Below are 17,041 nucleotides of genomic sequence, written 5' to 3'. Positions count from 1 at the left end.
GCAAACTACGGAATAGCTAAACTTTTGAACAATATGTTCAGTGTCAAGTTTGTAAACCTTATAAACCAAAACCTTAGCCCCTTTCTTCATGAAGATGACAACCACAAACCTCCCGTTCCGCACCCTGGCCACTGTATTCATTGCCTCATCCCTGGCATTTGGCAGCGTAAGCTGTTCCAATACTACGGACACTGCCGCTACCGACAGCACGGACATGGCAACTACGGATATGGCTACTGCTCCAGTTGCGACGGATGGCGCAGATATGGGCATGGATGACACGAGCGGAAAAAACCTGGCTGAAAATGCCATGGGTGTACCGCAAATGAGCACCCTTACCGCTGCCCTCAAAGCCTCCGGCCTCGCCGACAAGGCTACCAGCGGTGGTCCGTTCACGGTATTTGCCCCCACCAACGAAGCGTTTGACGCCCTGCCCGCCGGCGCGCTCGACGACCTGCTGAAGCCAGAAAACAAAGAGAAGTTGGCTGGCATCCTGACCTACCACGTAGTGCCCGGCAGCGTAATGGCCGCCGACCTCACCGATGGCCAGGAAGTTACTACGGTTGATGGCAAGAAGCTGAAAGTGACCATCAGCGGTGGTACCGTGATGATTAACGGCGCTACTGTCGTGAAAGCCGACGTAAAGTCGAGCAACGGCGTAACCCACGTAATCAATCAGGTGTTGATGCCCCAGTAGATTTCCCAGTTGCTGAACAGAGGGCTTTAACTGCCTGCTTTATTGAGTAGCGTAGCGTTCGGCCCGAGAACGGTTACAATCGTTTCCTTAATCAAACAGCAACATAAAAGCGCCACCCCATGATAATTCATGGGGTGGCGCTTTTGGTTTATTCAATAGCACCTATCGTGGTTTTAGCACGAGAAGCCTCCCGTTGCGTTTGCTCCCCCGGGCTTTAGTGGACGGCAGTTCAGCTAGCTACGGTCAGATGACCACGCTTACTATTCTGCAACCAAAGCGGCGGGCGAGCAGCCTACTGCACCACTACCAGCCGCTGCACCGTGGTGCGTTTGCCGGACTGCACCCGTACCAGGTAGGTGCCGGCGGGCCATAGGCTGGTGTCAAGCTGGTAGCGGGGGCCGCTGAAGGTGGCCTGCTGGCGGAGCTGGCCGCGCAGGTCGAACACGGTAACGGTGCTGCGGCCGGCCGGATCGGCTACCACCACCTGGGCCTGCTGGCGGGCAGGGTTGGGGTAGAGCTGGGCCGAAAGCTGCCGGGCCGTCTGGGTGCTGGTAACGGTCTGGGGCGTGAGGCGCAGCAGCCAGGTTTCGTTGGCGCCCAGCGTGGTGCTAGGTTGCCAGTTGCTGAAACCGCCTTGGGCATCAAGGGTGAGCGTGCCAACAGTCTGGCCCGAGTAAAGCTCCGTAACCCGGTAGCTGCCCGCCGATAACGACGAGAGCGGGAGCATGAACTTCGGCTGACTGATGGTACTGCTACCCAGGTTGGCGGCTACTACAACGGCCTCCGTGCCGTACACGCGGGCGTAGCTCAGCAGGCTGGTGCCGGTGGTAGTTACGGGCAGCAGGTAGCCCTTGCGCAGGGTTTCGTGGGTGGTACGCAGGGCAATCAGCTTCTTATAATGGTTGAGCAGCGAAGCCGGGTCGGCGGCCTGGGTAGCCACGTTGAACTGGGCGTAGTTGCTGTTGAGGCTGCGCCAGGGCGTGCCGGTGCTGAAACCGGCGTTGGTCCCGGCCGTCCACTGCATGGGTTTGCGTTTTTCCTCATCGGCCCCGCTGCCGAGCAGGCCCACTTCCTCGCCGTAGTACAGAAAAGGCACGCAGGGCATGGAGAGGTAGAGGGCCGCCGCCTGCTTCATGCGGGCCAAGTTGCCGCCGAGCTGGCCCAGCACCCGGTTCTGGTCGTGGTTGGTGAGGAAGGTGGCGTACTGGAGCTTGGGGTAGGTGGCATCAACCAATTGCAGCTGACTGCGCAGCCCGGCCGCACTGCCCGAGCTTACCCCATTCACAATGGCTTCAGCCAGATCAAATTCAAAGCAGACGTCCAGCCGGTTGTTGGTCACGTAGGGCAGCACGGCCGGGGTTTTCGACCAGGCCTCGCCCACGGTAAAGGCGTTGGCGTTGGCCTGCTTCACCACGCCGTTGAACTCGTGAAGCAGGTCGAGGGTGGCGGGGGTGTCTTCCAGCGTCAGGCCGTTCTCATCAAGGTATTTTACGGCGTCGAGGCGGTAGCCGTCCACGCCCTTGTTCAGCCAGAAGCGGGTGGCATCCCACATGGTCTTTTTCAGATCGGGGTTGTTCCAGTTCAGGTCGGGCATGCCGCTCCAGAAAATGCCGTAGTAGTAGCTGCCGTTGCGCGGGTGCCACACCGTTGGCTGGCCCCAGGGCCCCGAGTAGCCCGGGTTGGTAGCCGACCACCGGTACCAGTCGCGGTAGGGGCTGGTGGCGCTGCTGGCCGATTGCGTAAACCAGGGGTGCTGCTCGGAAGAATGATTCAGCACCAGGTCAATAATTACCTTGATGCCCCGGGCGTGGGCGGCGGCCATGAACGCCTCGAACTCGGCCATGGTGCCGTAGTCGGGCTCGGTGGCCTGGTAGTTGGTCACGTCGTAGCCATGGTAGCTCGGGGACTCCATCATGGGCATCAGCCACAGGGCCGTTACGCCCAGGTCGGTGGTGGTGGCCGGGTCGCCGTCGTTGAGGTAGTCGAGCTTTTGCATCAGGCCCTTGAAGTCGCCCTTGCCGTCGCCGTTGCTGTCGTAGAAGCTGCGCACGAACACCTCGTAAAACACCGCGTCGTTCCACCAGTGGGTGGTATAGTTGGTGGGCGAAGCCCCGCAGCTGGCGCAGCTGCTGAAGCACACTGGCCCGACCAAGTTGGCATCCTGGAGGGCCTCGGCGGTGCGGTTGCGGTTGCCGCTGCCGTCATCCTGGCCGCAGTCAGCCGGCACGATTTCGGCCCCGGCCCAGGTGTCGCCATTAATGAACTTGTACTGGAAGCGGCCCGGGGCGGGCAGCTGTACTTCGGCCTCGTACACGCCATCGGCGTTGTCGTCGGTGAGCTTGGTGGCGGCCGGGTCCCAGTCGGTGGCATAGCCGGCCAGGGCCTGGAAGTTGCCGGCCACGTGGATTCCGGCGGCCGAAACCGTCTGGCCCTGCATGTTCACCACGAAGCGCAGCCGGGTGGCGCAGCCGTTGAAGGCAATAGCCGGCAGGCGCAGGGCCGAGGAGCCCACCGTCACCATGCGGTTGTAGTTGCCGCCGCCGTCGTCCTGGCCGCAGGTGGCCGGCACGGGCTCGGCCCCATCCCAGCCGTTGCCATTAATGAATTTGTAGCGGTAGGTGCCGGCCGGTACGTTCACCGTCAACTCGTACACTTTATCCCCGTCGGGGTCGGTGAGGGCCGTGGTGGCCGGGTCCCAGTCGGCGGCGTACCCGGCGGCTCTTTGGAAGGTGCCCGCCACGTGCACCCCGGTGGCCGGAACGGTCTGCTGGCGCATATCGACCCGAAACGTGAGCGGGGTGGCGCGGAGGCTGAGGGCCCCGGTCAGCAGGGTCAGAAGAAGTACGAGTTGTTTCATGCGGTAAAAATGATTCGGAAACCAGGGACCAAGATACAGCCCCCGGGTTGCCTTGCCCAACGCTGTCAACCGCTAATAGTGCCGGTACTTCCGAATAAGCCGAAAAAAAGCCCGCCGACACATCAGCGTCGGCGGGCTTCCTGTTAATCGGCAACTGGTAACCTACCGTTGCGCCTGGCCCTCGGGCTTCAGCGTGCGGCCCAGCCACTCAAAAAATACCCGATTCCAGAGCACCGCGTTCTGGGGCTTCTGAATCCAGTGGCCTTCGTTGGGGAAGTACAGGAAACGGCTCGGAATACCCCGCAGCTGGGCCGTGCCGAAAGCTTCCATACCCTGGCCCTCGGGCACCCGGAAGTCCTTGGCGCCGTGGATGACCAGGATGGGCGTATCCCAGTTTTGGGCGAACTGCTGGGGGTTGAACTCGGTGTAGCTCTTGTTGAGCGGCGTTTCCCAGGGCGCACCGCCAATGTCGTGCTTGGCGAAGAACATTTCCTCGGTGCTCGGGTACCAGCTGGTGAGGTTGTAGAGGCCGGCGTGGGCAATAAACGTTTTGAAGCGACCCTCATGCTTGCCGGCCAGCTGGTACACCGAGTAGCCGCCGTAGCTGGCGCCTACGCAGCCGCGCCGGTCCTTATCCACATACGATTCCTGACTTACCGCGTCAATGGCCGAGAGGTAGTCGCGGATGGGCTGGCCGCCCCAGTCGCCCGAGATGCTGTTGTTCCACTCGGTGCCGAAGCCGGGCAGGCCGCGGCGGTTGGGCGCCACCACAATGTAGCCCTGGGCCGCCATCAGCTGAAAATTCCAGCGGTACGAGAAGCTCTGCGAAATCGGGCTCTGGGGGCCGCCCTGGCAGTAGAGCAGCGTCGGGTACTTCTTAGCTGGGTCGAAATCGGGCGGGAAGGTCACGTACACCTGCATCTGCTTGCCGTCGGTGGTCGTCACCATCCGCGACTCCAGCTTGCCGGTTTTCACGCCCGCCAGCTCGGTTTGATTGATGTTGGTGAGCACCGTTTCGCGGCCCGATTTCAGGTCCACGCGCACCAAGTCGGCGGGGCTGGCCTGGGTGGTTTTGTTCACGATAACCGCGTCCTTGCCCGCCAGCTCGAAGCCGTTGTAGTTGAACGCGCCCTTCGTGAGTTGTTTCACCTTGCCGCCTTTCGCGGGCACCATGAAAATCTGCTGGGTACCGGCTAGCGCGCTGGCGAAGTAGATGCTTTTGCCGTCGGGGCTCCAGCGCACGTTGCCGGCCGTCTGCTCCGAACCGGTCGTTACATCCTGGCGCTTCTTGGTCTTGAAATCATACACCACAATACCGTTGCGGTCGGCCTCAAAACCAGGCGTGGCCATGCTCAGCCAGGCCACCTGCGAGCCGTCGGGCGAAAAGACTGGCTCGGTGTCGTAACCGCCCAGGCCCTCGCTCAGGTTCAAAGTCTGGCCGGTGCGGATGTCGTAGAGGTAGATGTCGGAGTTGGTGCTTTCGGCCTCGGCCTTGCCCGTGAGCTTGCGCGAGGTGTAGGCCAGGCTGTAGCCGTCGGGCGAGAATGCCAGCTGCTCGGAGCCGCCGAAGGGCTGCAACGGCGCGTCGAACTTCTCGCCGGCCAAGATGTCCTTGCCGCTGTTGCCTACGGGTTTGCCGTCGGGGCCCACGGGCTGGAAGTAGACGTGCGACACTTTGTAGTCGTCCCAGCTGCTCCAATGGCGGTAGTTCAGGTCGTCGATGATTTTGGCGTCGGCCTTGGGCAAATCCGGGTACCAGTCCTGCACCGATTTACCAGTTTTTACATCCTGAGTATAGAGGATGAAGTTGCCCTTAGGCGCGTACTTGAGGTTGGCTACCCCTTCATCGGCTCCGAAGCTACTCAGCAGCTGCTTGCCCGAGCCGTCGGCATTCATCACGTACAGCTGGTCAGAACCACCTTCGGCGCTCATAAACGTCAGTTTGCCGTCGGGCCGCCAATTGAGCGTATTTTCGGAATTCGTAGGCGTGTTGGTGAGCTGCCGCGCAGTGCCGCCGCCGGCCGCCACCGTCCAGATATCCGACTGACCCTTATTATCGGTCAGCGAGTAGCGCGTGACAGTGTAGGCCACCGTTTTCTGGTCCGGCGACACCTGCATTTCGCCCAGGCGGCCGAGTTTCAGCAGCAATTCGGGCGTATAGGTATTCTGGGCTGCGGCCGCCAAGGGCAGCAGGAGCAGGGCAGTTATAATCGGTTTGTGCATCATCAGGCTGGAGGGTGGAACTTCAGGCAAGATAATCAAGACTCGGGTACGTGTAGGGGTGGGGCTTGTCCCCGTCCGCCATTCGGGCCACCAAAACGGTTTCGTTCAACGGCGTAGGGGACAAGCCCCGGCCCTACACCGTTCTGGATTCAGCACCAAGACTCCCGGCGTAACGTCTCGGCAATCATTCTACCTTGCAGCCATGCCCGATTTCCGCCTCCAGGTTTTCCAGGCCGTAGCCCGGCATTTGAGCTTTACCAAGGCCGCGCGCGACCTGTACATCAGCCAGCCGGCCGTTACCAAGCACGTGCGCGAGCTGGAGTCTGCGTACCAGCAGCGGCTGTTCGAGCGGCGCGGCAACCGCATCAGCCTCACGGCGGCCGGGGCGCTGCTGCTGGCCCACGCCGACGACATAGCCGCCCGCCACGAGCAATTAGCCGAGCAGCTGCGCGGCCTGCGCGGTGAGGCCGCCGGCCGCCTGCGCCTGGGGGCCAGCACTACGCTGGCCCAGTATGAGCTGCCGGCCCTGCTGCCCGGTTTTCAGGCCCGCTACCCACAAATCGAGCTGACGCTGCTTAATGCCAACTCCGAGCAGATTGCCGGTGCCCTGCTGGCCGGCCAACTCGACCTGGGCTTTGTGGAAGGCCGCGCCAAAAGCCGCGACCTGCACTACGAGCCGCTGCTGGCCGACGAACTTGTAGCCGTACGCCGAGCCACAACTGCCGGGCCGCCGCCCGCGCCGTTGCCACTGGCCGAGGCCCTGGCTCACCCGCTGGTGTTGCGCGAGCGGGGTTCGGGCACCCTCGAAGTGCTCGAATTCGCTCTGCGCGAGCAGAAAATCCGGCTCGCCGACCTGCGCGTGGCTTTCTATTTCGATAATACCGAGGCCATTAAAACCTACCTCGAAGCCGCCCCCGAAGCCCTGGGCTTCGTGTCGCGCCGGGCCCTGACCCGGGAGCTGGCTGCGGGCCGGCTGGAGTTGGTGCCCATAGCCGGCCTGCACCTGCCCCGGCAGTTCGAGGCGCTATGGTTGCAGGGCCAGCCCCTCAGCCGCCCCGCCGAGTTGTTCTGGCGCTACGCCCGGCAGCAGTACGGATAGGGCTGACTCGCCTGTATTATAACCTGAGGTAATACTTCATAACTATATTAAATTATCGAACGGAGAGGGGCAAACGTACCTTTGCATAGGTCATCACCCTACTCCAAAAATGCCCCAAGCCCTGCTTACCAAGCCTGAAACGGCAGTTCCTGTATCAGGCTCGGGTGGCCCCGGAACCCATACCAGTTTACTGCCCAAAGCGGTGTTCGGGCTGCTGTTAGTGTTCTGCCTCACGCCCTGGGCCTCGCCGCCGCTGGCGCTGGCACTGGGGTTGGTGCTGGCCCAAACGGTGGGCAACCCCTTTCCGGCTTTCACCAAAAGGTACACCGCCAAGCTGCTGCAGTTCTCGGTTATCGGGCTGGGCTTTGGGCTGAACGCCCACGCCGCAGTGCAGGCTGGCCGTGAAGGCCTCTTGTTTACCATAGCCTCCATTTCCGGAACGTTGGTGCTGGGCTACTTTGCGGGCCGGTGGCTGAAGCTGGGCCGGGTAGTCACCCACCTGATTTCATGCGGCACGGCCATTTGTGGGGGCTCGGCCATTGCCGCGGTAGGGCCGGTAGTGGGGGCCAAGGATGAAGAAATGTCGGTGGCACTGGGCACGGTGTTCGTGCTCAACGCGGTGGCGCTGTTTGCCTTCCCGCCCATCGGTCACGCGCTGGCCATGTCGCAGCAGCAATTCGGCCTGTGGTGCGCCATTGCCATCCACGATACCTCGTCGGTAGTGGGCGCGGCGTCGGCTTACGGCTCCGAGGCATTGGGCGTGGCCACTACCGTGAAGCTGGCGCGGGCCCTCTGGATTATCCCGGTAGCGCTGGGCACGGCGTATTTTTTCAAGCAGAAAGATGTGAAGGTGAAGCTGCCCTGGTTTATTCTGGGCTTCATTGGGGCGATGCTGCTGAATACCTACGTGCCCGCCACGCACGTCGTGGGCCCTTGGCTGGTGCAGTTGGCCCGCCTAGGCTTGGTGGTAACGCTGTTTTTTATCGGTGCGGGCCTATCGTTTAAAACTATCAAGTCCGTGGGGCCGCGGCCGTTCGGGCTCGGGGTGCTGTTGTGGATAGTCATTTCGGCAGCATCGTTATATGTTATTGTGAAACTGTAGGCAGAAGCTTTGTCGTTGCGAAGAACGAGGTAGGGGCGGGGGCAAGCCCCGCCCCTACCTCGTTCCTGCAAACCATTTCGCAAATGGAGTTAATTGTCGAACTGAAAGCCGTTGCTGCCTATGCTGGCAGCAACGGCTTTCGGCGTTTACGGCAGGGGGCGGCTAGCACTGCGTATCTTTGCCCAGTTCTGCTTCGTTGCCCGTTACTTATGCGCCAGCTCGCCATCATCCCCAATCCGCACGCCAAAATCACGCTCTTCAGCTGGAATGGCAAGTACCTCATCAAGCTCGAAAAGGGCTCGTTTGAGCAGACCTACAAGGTGAGCGAGCTGGACCTGACCGGTGAGGAGGACATCCATCGGCTGCTCGACAACGAGTTTGTCCAGGCCGCCGTGGCCCGCTTCGCCGCCATGCAAACCGATTTGCAGGCCGCCTTCGACCGCCACGATATCTAACCCAGAGGCAACTGATGGGGGCCATGTGAGCGTAAAATGGATAACGTGCGGAATCTATCGGAGTCCCCGTTCACCCAATAGCTCATATAGCTCGGCCCATACTCCGCACACGCTGGCCTCATTTCTGTCCTAACTTCCCTTCCGATGAAAGCGCTATTGCCATTTCTGGTGCTGCTGTTGGCTGCTGCCACGGCCCAGGGCCAGCTGTACGAGGCCCGTGCGGGTAGCGTCAGCTTCGAAAAAAGGTCGCGTGATGCGGTGCAGGTGCAGGTGGAAGCTACCGCCGACTGGACCCGTGACTATTGGCAGCGCTGGCTCAAAGACAACTATAAAATCAAGCTGAAAGGCAACGGCGTTTTGAAGGTGGGCAAAAGTGACTACCTCACGGCCAGCCAGGTGCTGATTTCCAGCACTACCAACCAATTCGTCGACCTGTATTCGACGATAACGGCTCCATCCGATACGGTAGCCGAACTGTCGGTGTGGGCGGCTACTGGTCCCGACACATTTCTGGCTGCGTCGGGCCGCGAGTTCGGGCCTATGCGGGATATTGTGCAACGCTTTGCTACGGCTGCCCGCCTACAGGCCATCCGCGACGGCGTGAATGAAGCCGAAAAGGCCCTGGCCGCTGCCACCAAAGACAAGGAAAAGCTGGAGCGCAGCCGGGCAAATCTGGCCGGCAACACAAAATCCAACCTCGCCCGCATTGAGCAGCTGCACCAGCAGAACGCCGAAAACAAGGTCAAATCGGCCGAAGATTCGGTGAAGCTGCTCGATAATGCCCGGCTGCTGGAGCTACGCCAGTCCCAACTGGAACGCAATCGGACCCGATTGCTCAACCTCGACCGTCCGTAACGCCGTTTTCGCCGCGCTTCCCTATGGAGAAAGACCCCTCGCCCCTCGACACGCTTCGTCAGCTCAAGGAATGGCTCGACGCCGGCACCATCACGCCTGCCGAGTTTCAGACGCTGAAGCAGAAACTGGTATTTGCGCCGGCTAATCCGAACGTAACGCCCGAAGCCGCCACGCCGGAGTTTCATATTCCCGAATTGCCGCAACCCAGGCCCATCGAGCCGGAACCTACTGTTGCCACGGTGCCCGGCGTGGTACCCGAGCTGAAGCCGCCACCGCCTGCCCCGCCGTTCCGGCCCGAGCCGACCACCGTGGCTCCGGTAGAAATGATGCCCATGCTGCCGCCGGTAACCCACTCCCCGGCAACTGGGCCCATCGGCGGCGCCGAGCAGGAGTATGTGGAGGAGGACGCCTACACCGCCCCGCGTAAAAGCCCCCTGATGACGATTGTGGTGGTAGCCGCCATTCTGGCCCTGCTGGCCCTTGTGGCGTATCTGCTCACGGACGGCCGCGACTCGGAGCGCCTCACCAGCACCTCCCGCACCACTGCCGACTCGGTGGCGGTGGCCCCGGAAGTTGGGCCCCAAACCGAGCAGATTGAACTGCCGCCCATTGCCGCCCCCGAAACCATTCGGGTGGCCCCTGTGGTTGCGCCTGTTGTAGCCCCCGTACCCGCCGATACGGCTGCTGATGAAGCGCCCGCTTCGCCCGCTGCCAGCCCAGCTCCGGCTACGCCCGCCGCCGCCGATGCCTCGGCTGGGCTGTCGGCCAGTGCTGCCAAGGCCCGCGTAGAAACGATTTTGCAACGCTACTACACCGATTTGCAGGCTGCCCCCTTCACGGCCTCAGCTTACTTTGCGCCCCAGATCGAGCGGTTTTACCTGATGCAGAACACGACTCCGGCCGCTATCAACGCCGAGCTGGCCCGCACTCACTTTCCCGAGTTCTTGGAGGGGAAGAGCAACATCCGGCCGGGTACGCTGCAGGTGAGCCCCCCGGTGGCCGACGGCTCGCGGGTGGTGACCTACGTAGAAAATGGTACCGCCTTCCGCCAGTCGTTGCAGAAGCGCCAGCAAACCGCGGCCCAGCTGCGGGTGCGCTTCGATAAGGACTTTAAAATTGTGTACCTGCGCCAGGAAAAGCTGCTGGAAAACAACTTTGAGGAGTAAAATTTCAACTCGCTTGAGGAAGCATGATACCGTCTTATTACGCCGGTTGACCCCTCCCAATCCCGCTATGCGTATCCTCCCCGTTCTGTTATCCTCCGTTGCGCTGCTCAGCCTCGGCTCCTGCCTGAAAGTCATCAAGCCGAGCAAAGATTTCGGCCAGTACGACAACCCCATCGCGCCCGATTACGCCCAACAGTCCAGTTGGGCCGCCCTGCCCACCCGCCGCGACTCGGCCGACGCGGTGCCGCGCAACACGCCGTTCAAAGACCAGCAGGCCACTGCCGCGGCCGATGTGTTTTACGTGCACCCCACCACCTACTACTGGCGCAAGCAGTGGAACGCCAGCCTCAGCAACGACCGGGTCAACCAGTTCACCGATGACGACGTGATTCGGAATCAGGCCTCGGCGTTCAATGCGGCGGCCCGGGTGTATGCGCCCCGCTACCGCCAGGCCACGCTGTATAGCTTCTTCGTCGATGACCAGAGCACCAATGGCCAGAAAGCGCTGGAGCTAGCGTATTCCGACGTGAAAGCGTCTTTCCAGTACTACCTCACCAACTACAATCAGGGCCGCCCCGTCATCATTGCCGGCCACAGCCAAGGCACCGTGCACGCCACCCGGCTGCTGCGCGAGTTCTTCGACAATGACCCCAAGTTGCGCCAGCGGCTGGTAGCGGCCTACCTTATCGGCTTTAAAGTGAAACCCGACGAGTTTCAGGCCCTGCGCCCCTGCGCCGACTCGACCCAAACCGGCTGCTACGTGGCCTGGAACACCGTAGCCTGGGGCAACGCCTACCCGCCCTTTCAAAACGGTGTGGCCGTTAATCCCCTCACCTGGACGCTCGACACGCTGGCCGCGCCCGCCCGCCTCAACCTCGGTGGGGTAGGGCAGGATTTTAACCGCCTTGATGTGGGCGTAGTCGATGCCAAGGTACACCAAGGCCTGCTGTGGGTGCATCCGCCCAAACCCTCGGGCTACCCGCGCTTCCTAATACCCGGCCAACCCCAGCTCTGGCACTCCTTCCACATCGCCGATTATGGCCTGTTCTACGCCAACATCCGTCAGAACGCCGTAGCGCGGCTGCGGGCTTGGCAAGAGCGGACTGGTGGGCAATAATCAGTTTGTACTTTCCGATAGATGGTGGTCAAAAATCTTTCGATAATGACCGATATCTAACATCGGGTTCGAAGCCCTAAAATAATCCAGACCTTCCCAAAATGCTTCTTCATTAAAACCGATAAAGTCTGTGGCGGCAGCTAATGCAAAGTTGTGGAGTTGATAAGCTACGGCTCCAGCATAATAGCTGTGTTGCATGAGTTGCTCGATGCTACGCTCGGGTTGAGATGGAGTCGGAACAGTTCTGATGTCAATCAGAAACTGATACAGTAAGTACCGATAAGCATTCTTTCTATTCTCATCCATATACAAAGAACCATAAAAAGAGCCCCGCCGGCAGATTGCCAGCGGGGCTCTTTAAATTCCGAACGGAAAGCTTGCAGCTTGAGGCTGATAGCTTGCAGCTCAAAAATTATCCAACAATGGCTACGCGCTTGAAGTCGGAAACCGTCAGGCCTTTGCTGGTCTTGTCGAGCAGCTGAGCGATGGTCATCGAGTTGTCCTTCACGAACTCCTGGTTGAGCAGGGTGTTCTCCTTGTAGAACTTGTTGAGCTTGCCCTGGGCAATCTTCTCCAGCATAGCCTCGGGCTTGCCGTCGGCACGCGCCTGCTCTTTGCCAATCTCAATTTCACGCTCGATGGTAGCAGCATCCACACCATCCTTATCAAGGGCAACGGGCTTCATGGCTACAATCTGCATGGCTACGTCGCGGCCCACGGTGGCAACGTCGGCACCGCCTACGTTCTTCATGGCTACAAGCACACCCTTCTTGTTGTCGGAGTGGATGTAGGAAGCAACTTTCTCGGCCGTGATGTTCTCGTAAGCCGTTACGTCGAGCTTCTCGCCGATTTTGCCCATCAGGTCAGTGATGTGCTCCTGCAGCGAGCGGCCGTCGTCCTGCTTGGTAGCCAACAATTCCTCTTTCGAGGCAGCATTGCTCTCCACAGCCGTAGCCAGAATGCGCTGGGCTAGGTCTTTGAAATCGGGAACCTTCGAAACCGGCTCGGTTTCACAAGCCAGTGATACCAACTTGCCGTTGGTACCATCCTCGCTTACAGCGGCCAATACTACGCCTTCCGACGTCTCGTTCTCGGCGCGCTTGTCGGCAATTTTCTGGCCCTGCTTACGGAGCAGGTCACGGGCGGCTTCGAAGTCGCCTTCAGCCTCTACAAGGGCTTTCTTGCAATCCATCATGCCGGCACCGGTCATGGTGCGGAGCTTATTTACGTCAGCGGCGGTAATAGCGGCCATTTGGTAGGAGTTAGGAGCCAGTAGCTGGACGTCAGAATCCCGAAGGATAAAGCGGGTAGCTAAAAGCTGAATGTTGGAATTGAATTAAAAGGGAAGCGCAGATGCGAGCAAAAGCAAAAAAAAGTCAGGAGCTAGGAGCTAGAATTGGCCAGTCGGTTTCCCTCTGATTCTATCTCCTAGCTCCTAACTTCTAGCTTCTGCAAAAACGACTATTCGTCGGCGTCCTGCTTTTCCTTGATGCCTTCTTCTTCGGCTTGCTTCTTGTCGGCGTCCTCTTTGTCGACTTTGCGCTCCGACAGACCATCTTCGATAGCCTTACCCATGATGCCCACGATGAGCTGGATAGACTTCGAGGCGTCGTCGTTAGCTGGAATCGGGAACTGCACCGACTCGGGGTTCGAGTTCGTATCGCAGATAGCGAATACCGGGATACCCAACTTCTGGGCTTCTTTCACGGCAATGTGCTCGCGCTTCACGTCGATTACGAACAGGGCCGAGGGCAGGCGGCTCAGGTCGGCAATGCCACCGAGTACCCGGTCCAGCTTTTCCCGCTCGCGCGACAGCATCAGCCGCTCGCGCTTAGCGAGGGCCGCGTAAGCCGTGTTTTCCTTTACCATCTTGTCGATGGTGCTCATCTTCTTCAGCGACTTGCGTACGGTGGCGAAGTTGGTGAGCAGGCCGCCCAACCAACGGTCGGTAACGTAGGGCATGTGCAGGCGCTTGGCCTCCTCAGTCACAATTTCCTGCGCCTGCTTCTTGGTCGCTACGAACATGATCTTGCGGCCGCTCTTCGCAATGTTGCGAATTGCGCTGGTCGCGTGCTCAAGCGAAGCAAGCGTCTTGTTGAGGTCGATGATGTGGATGCCGTTCTTCTCCATGAAGATGTACGGAGCCATTTTAGGGTCCCACTTGCGGGTGAGGTGACCAAAATGCGAACCGGCGTCCAGCAATTCTTTATAGGTGGTAGTCTGGGCCATGATAGGGTTCCTCTGGAATATTAGCGTTTCGAGAACTGGAACGAACGACGAGCCTTACGCTTGCCGAATTTCTTGCGTTCCACCATGCGCGGGTCGCGGGTCAGGAAGCCTTCCTTCTTCAGGGCAGGGCGAACCTCCGCGTTGTCGCCCACGAGGGCTTTCGAGATGGCCAGACGGATGGCTTCGGCCTGGGCCGAAATGCCACCACCACGAACATTCACCTTGATGTCGTACTGACCGACTTGCTCGACAGTAGCCAAAGGCTGGTTCACGATGTTTTCCAGGAGTTCATTGCCAAAATAGGCTTTCATTTCCCGGCCGTTGATAGTGATATTCCCTTGCCCGGCCTGCATGTAAATGCGAGCCACCGAGGTTTTTCTTCTACCAGAGGTATTGAGGATTTCCATTAAGTGGAGAATTAGAGAAAAAAGGAGCCGGGTTGCGGCTTACAGATGCGAGAAAGAAAGCGCCTTGGGCTGCTGCGCCTCGTGCGGATGCTCGGTGCCAGCGTACACGAACAGGTTACGGAACTGCTCGGCACCCAGCTTGTTGCCCTGCAACATGCCGCGTACAGCGTGCTCAATCACCCGGGTCGAGTCCTTGGCCTTCTTGTCGCGCAGGTTGATGCGCTTCTGTCCGCCGGGGTAGCCCGAGTGGGTGATGTAGATTTTGTCGGTCAACTTCTTGCCGGTCACCCGCAGGTTGTCGGCATTGATGACGATGACGTTGTCGCCACAATCCGAGTTGGGCGTGAAGGAGGGCTTGTGCTTGCCACGCAGCATGTTGGCAACTTGGCTGCACAACCGGCCCAGAGTGGCGTCGGCGGCATCAACCACAACCCAGCCCTTGTTGGCGTTGGCTTTGTTGACGGCAACCGTCTTGAAGCTCAGATGGTCCATTGGGGAGGAGATAAACGTTTGAAAATGAAGAAGAAGCCGCAGGCCCTGGGGGCAAAACGGACACAAAGTTACCGCCTTTCGGCAAATATTCAAGCCAGTAGCTTAATAATTGTCTGGAAAGCAGACGGAAAGGTGAGCTGATTAGCTGGTAAATAAGGGCAAAAAGGGCGTCATGCTGAGTGAAGGCGGAGCCGTAGTCGAAGCATCTCTACCGTAATAGTAAACTCCAACGACAAGGGTTGCTTTCTCGGTAGAGATGCTTCGACTACGGCTCCGCCTTCGCTCAGCATGACGCGCTATTAGGCCTTATTCCTACTTACGCGTACTGCCGCATGTTTTCCACCAGCACCCGGAAATCCTTGGGGTAGGGGGCCTCAATGGTCACCGGCTCGCCGTCGAGCTTGGCAAATGTGAGTTGTGCGGCGTGCAGGGCAAAGCGCTTGATGAAGGGCTGTTCCTCTTCGCCCTGCTTCACGTTGAATTTCTTCTTGAGCGTTGACAGGTAAAAGTCTTCGCCGCCGTACACTGTGTCGCCTACGATGGGGGCCTGCAGGTAGGCCAGGTGCAGCCGAATCTGGTGCATGCGGCCGGTGATGGGCTGGCATTCGAGCAGCGTGTGGCGGGCAAATGCCTCCATGGTGCGCACCACCGTAACGGCCGGTTTGCCCTTGTAGGCCAGCCGGGCCTTGCCCTTGGTGGTGGTTTCGATGCTGCGGTCGACGCGTATGCCCTCGTAGTGGTGCACGCCCCAGGCCACGGCGTGGTACACCTTGCGCACCTGCCGGTCTTCGAACTGCATGGCCAGGTGGCGGTAGGCGGCCGGGTTTTTGGCCAGCGCCAGCGCCCCGCTGGTTTCCTTGTCGAGGCGGTGGCAGGCCTGCACGTCGTCGTGGTGTTCGCGGGCAAGGCGCAGGATGTTGGGAGCCCCGCCGAACCGCTCGTCGAGCGTGGCTAGGAATGGAGGCTTGTTGATGACGATGAAATCCTCGTCTTCAAACAGAATCAGGTCTTCGAAATTGGGCAGCTTCATATAGAGCTGCAAAGGTAAGGGGTAGAGAAGTGAGAAGCGAAGAACGTCATTCTGAGCGTAGCGCAGCGGAGTCGAAGAATCTCTACTGCTTTGTTGCAGCCAACGAGAATACTATTGCGGTAGAGATTCTTCGACTCCGCTGCGCTGCGCTCAGAATGACGTCTCTCACTTCTGCCGCGGACGGGACAGCTTGAATTCGAGTGTGGTACCCTGCCCTGGCTCGCTTCGTACCCGGATGATGGATTTGTGAGCCTCCACTAGGTGCTTGCTGATAGCCAGCCCCAGCCCCGTGCCGCCCGCCGCCCTCGACTCGCGGGTGCGGCTTTTATCGATGCGGTAGAACCGCTCGAAAATGCGCTGCTGGTGCTGCTTGGCAATGCCTTCGCCGTCGTCATGCACCTGAATCAGTACTTTTCTGGGCCCGGTTTCCAGGCTTACAATTACTTGCCCCTGCTCACGGCCATATTTAATGGCATTGTCGATCAGGTTAGTGAGCACCTGCCGGATGCGGCCGCGGTCGGCCAGCACAAGTACGGAGCGCGTTGCTTCGGGCGTCTGCGGTTCGGTTCCCTCGGCGGGCGCTAACTGCAACTCCAGGCGCACCTGGCGGCGAGCGGCCTGCAACTCCAGCTGCTCGAAAATGTCGCGTACCAGTTGGGTTAAGTCGAAGGACTGGCTGCGCATCCGTAATACGCCTTTTTCGAGCTGGGAGATAGTCACCAAGTCCTGCACGAGCTGGTCGAGGGCGTCGAGGCTAGTAGCGGCTTTGCGCAGAAACTTGCGGCGCGTGGCTGCATCCATGCTGCCATTCGGACTCTCCTCCTCCTCGTCGAGCACAGTATGCACGAAGCCCTGCGCGGCGAAAATGGGCGTCTTCAGCTCATGCGATACGTCGGCCAGAAATTCGCGCCGTAGCTCCTGCAGGCGCTTCAGTTCGTCGATTTCCTGCTGCTTGCGCTGGGCCATGTCCAGGATTTCTTCGCGCATGCGCTTAAGCGGCTCGGGCCGGAACAGCAGCTTGCTCGACAGGCGCCGGAAGTCCTTGCGCTTGATGTAGTCCAACTCCTGGTAGATGTTGTTGACCTCGCGAAAAATCAGCGCTTCAAACAGCAGGTACAGTAGCAGAAAGCACGCCGCCACGGTAATGGCGGCCGCCAGCACTGCCTGCTCGCGTGGCATCGAGGGCACCACCAGCACCAACGCCGTCAGCACTACCGCTACCAATCCCGATAGTAGCAGCGCAATGCTGCGGGAAGATAAAACCAGGCGCATGCTTTCAGGAATTAGATTTCAGGTGTCAGAGCCTGCGAGT

Annotated in this window: 16 protein-coding genes; 7 read left to right on the top strand and 9 right to left on the bottom strand. The window is 59.9% G+C overall.

The window, feature by feature from the left end; all coding sequences use genetic code 11:
- Window positions 1-94: 94 nt before the first annotated feature.
- Window positions 95-697: a fasciclin domain-containing protein gene (locus tag HW556_RS00670; RefSeq protein ID WP_176897026.1), complete on the top strand. Its 603-nt coding sequence runs from the start codon at window positions 95-97 to the stop codon at window positions 695-697.
- Between the two features lie 292 nt (window positions 698-989).
- Here HW556_RS00670 and HW556_RS00665 read toward each other — a convergent pair whose 3' ends face one another.
- Together HW556_RS00665 and HW556_RS00660 are read right to left on the bottom strand one after the other, a co-directional pair.
- Complete coding sequence (locus tag HW556_RS00665; RefSeq protein WP_176897024.1) at window positions 990-3,554, bottom strand: alpha-amylase family glycosyl hydrolase; 2,565 nt, start codon at window positions 3,552-3,554, stop codon at window positions 990-992.
- Between the two features lie 162 nt (window positions 3,555-3,716).
- Window positions 3,717-5,780, bottom strand: a complete 2,064-nt coding sequence (locus tag HW556_RS00660; protein WP_176897018.1) for a S9 family peptidase — start codon at window positions 5,778-5,780, stop codon at window positions 3,717-3,719.
- Window positions 5,781-5,979: 199 nt separating this feature from the next.
- Between HW556_RS00660 and HW556_RS00655 the strand changes: the two genes are divergently transcribed.
- The 6 genes from HW556_RS00655 (at window position 5,980) to HW556_RS00630 (ending at window position 11,571) form a co-directional block, all read left to right on the top strand.
- Window positions 5,980-6,876, top strand: coding sequence for a LysR substrate-binding domain-containing protein (locus HW556_RS00655; protein ID WP_176897017.1), 897 nt, complete (start codon window positions 5,980-5,982; stop codon window positions 6,874-6,876).
- 109 nt (window positions 6,877-6,985) lie between these two features.
- The gene (locus tag HW556_RS00650) at window positions 6,986-7,978 is read left to right on the top strand and encodes a YeiH family protein (RefSeq protein ID WP_246289467.1); all 993 of its coding nucleotides are present in this window, start codon (window positions 6,986-6,988) and stop codon (window positions 7,976-7,978) included.
- 209 nt (window positions 7,979-8,187) lie between these two features.
- Window positions 8,188-8,433 (top strand): hypothetical protein, encoded by a 246-nt coding sequence (locus HW556_RS00645; RefSeq protein ID WP_116942903.1) that lies wholly within the window; start codon window positions 8,188-8,190, stop codon window positions 8,431-8,433.
- 144 nt (window positions 8,434-8,577) lie between these two features.
- Window positions 8,578-9,288, top strand: coding sequence for a hypothetical protein (locus HW556_RS00640; RefSeq protein WP_176897016.1), 711 nt, complete (start codon window positions 8,578-8,580; stop codon window positions 9,286-9,288).
- A gap of 23 nt (window positions 9,289-9,311) precedes the next feature.
- Window positions 9,312-10,454, top strand: coding sequence for an SHOCT domain-containing protein (locus tag HW556_RS00635; RefSeq protein WP_176897014.1), 1,143 nt, complete (start codon window positions 9,312-9,314; stop codon window positions 10,452-10,454).
- 67 nt (window positions 10,455-10,521) lie between these two features.
- Window positions 10,522-11,571, top strand: coding sequence for a DUF3089 domain-containing protein (locus HW556_RS00630; protein WP_176897012.1), 1,050 nt, complete (start codon window positions 10,522-10,524; stop codon window positions 11,569-11,571).
- On the opposite strand, the gene HW556_RS00625 is transcribed toward HW556_RS00630, so the two are convergent.
- From HW556_RS00625 to HW556_RS00595, 7 genes are all read right to left on the bottom strand, one after another.
- Entirely contained in the window at window positions 11,572-11,769 is a 198-nt protein-coding gene (locus HW556_RS00625; protein WP_176897011.1) for a hypothetical protein, read from the bottom strand.
- Window positions 11,770-11,983: 214 nt separating this feature from the next.
- The gene (tsf, locus tag HW556_RS00620) at window positions 11,984-12,823 is read right to left on the bottom strand and encodes a translation elongation factor Ts (RefSeq protein WP_176897010.1); all 840 of its coding nucleotides are present in this window, start codon (window positions 12,821-12,823) and stop codon (window positions 11,984-11,986) included.
- 209 nt (window positions 12,824-13,032) lie between these two features.
- A complete protein-coding gene (gene rpsB, locus HW556_RS00615; protein ID WP_176897009.1) occupies window positions 13,033-13,800 on the bottom strand; it encodes a 30S ribosomal protein S2 in 768 nt (255 codons plus the stop codon).
- 20 nt (window positions 13,801-13,820) lie between these two features.
- Entirely contained in the window at window positions 13,821-14,207 is a 387-nt protein-coding gene (gene rpsI, locus HW556_RS00610; protein WP_092741435.1) for a 30S ribosomal protein S9, read from the bottom strand.
- Between the two features lie 39 nt (window positions 14,208-14,246).
- Complete coding sequence (gene rplM, locus HW556_RS00605; protein ID WP_092772531.1) at window positions 14,247-14,699, bottom strand: 50S ribosomal protein L13; 453 nt, start codon at window positions 14,697-14,699, stop codon at window positions 14,247-14,249.
- A gap of 316 nt (window positions 14,700-15,015) precedes the next feature.
- Entirely contained in the window at window positions 15,016-15,729 is a 714-nt protein-coding gene (locus tag HW556_RS00600) for an RluA family pseudouridine synthase (RefSeq protein ID WP_176897007.1), read from the bottom strand.
- A 165-nt stretch (window positions 15,730-15,894) separates the two neighbouring features.
- A complete protein-coding gene (locus HW556_RS00595; RefSeq protein WP_176897006.1) occupies window positions 15,895-17,001 on the bottom strand; it encodes a sensor histidine kinase in 1,107 nt (368 codons plus the stop codon).
- Window positions 17,002-17,041: the final 40 nt, after the last annotated feature.

The sequence above is a fragment of the Hymenobacter terrestris genome, assembly GCF_013377905.1.
Classification (GTDB): Bacteria; Bacteroidota; Bacteroidia; order Cytophagales; family Hymenobacteraceae; genus Hymenobacter; species Hymenobacter terrestris.
The sequence above is the reverse complement of the archived record's forward strand: the minus strand, read 5'-3'. Positions and strand labels throughout refer to the sequence as shown.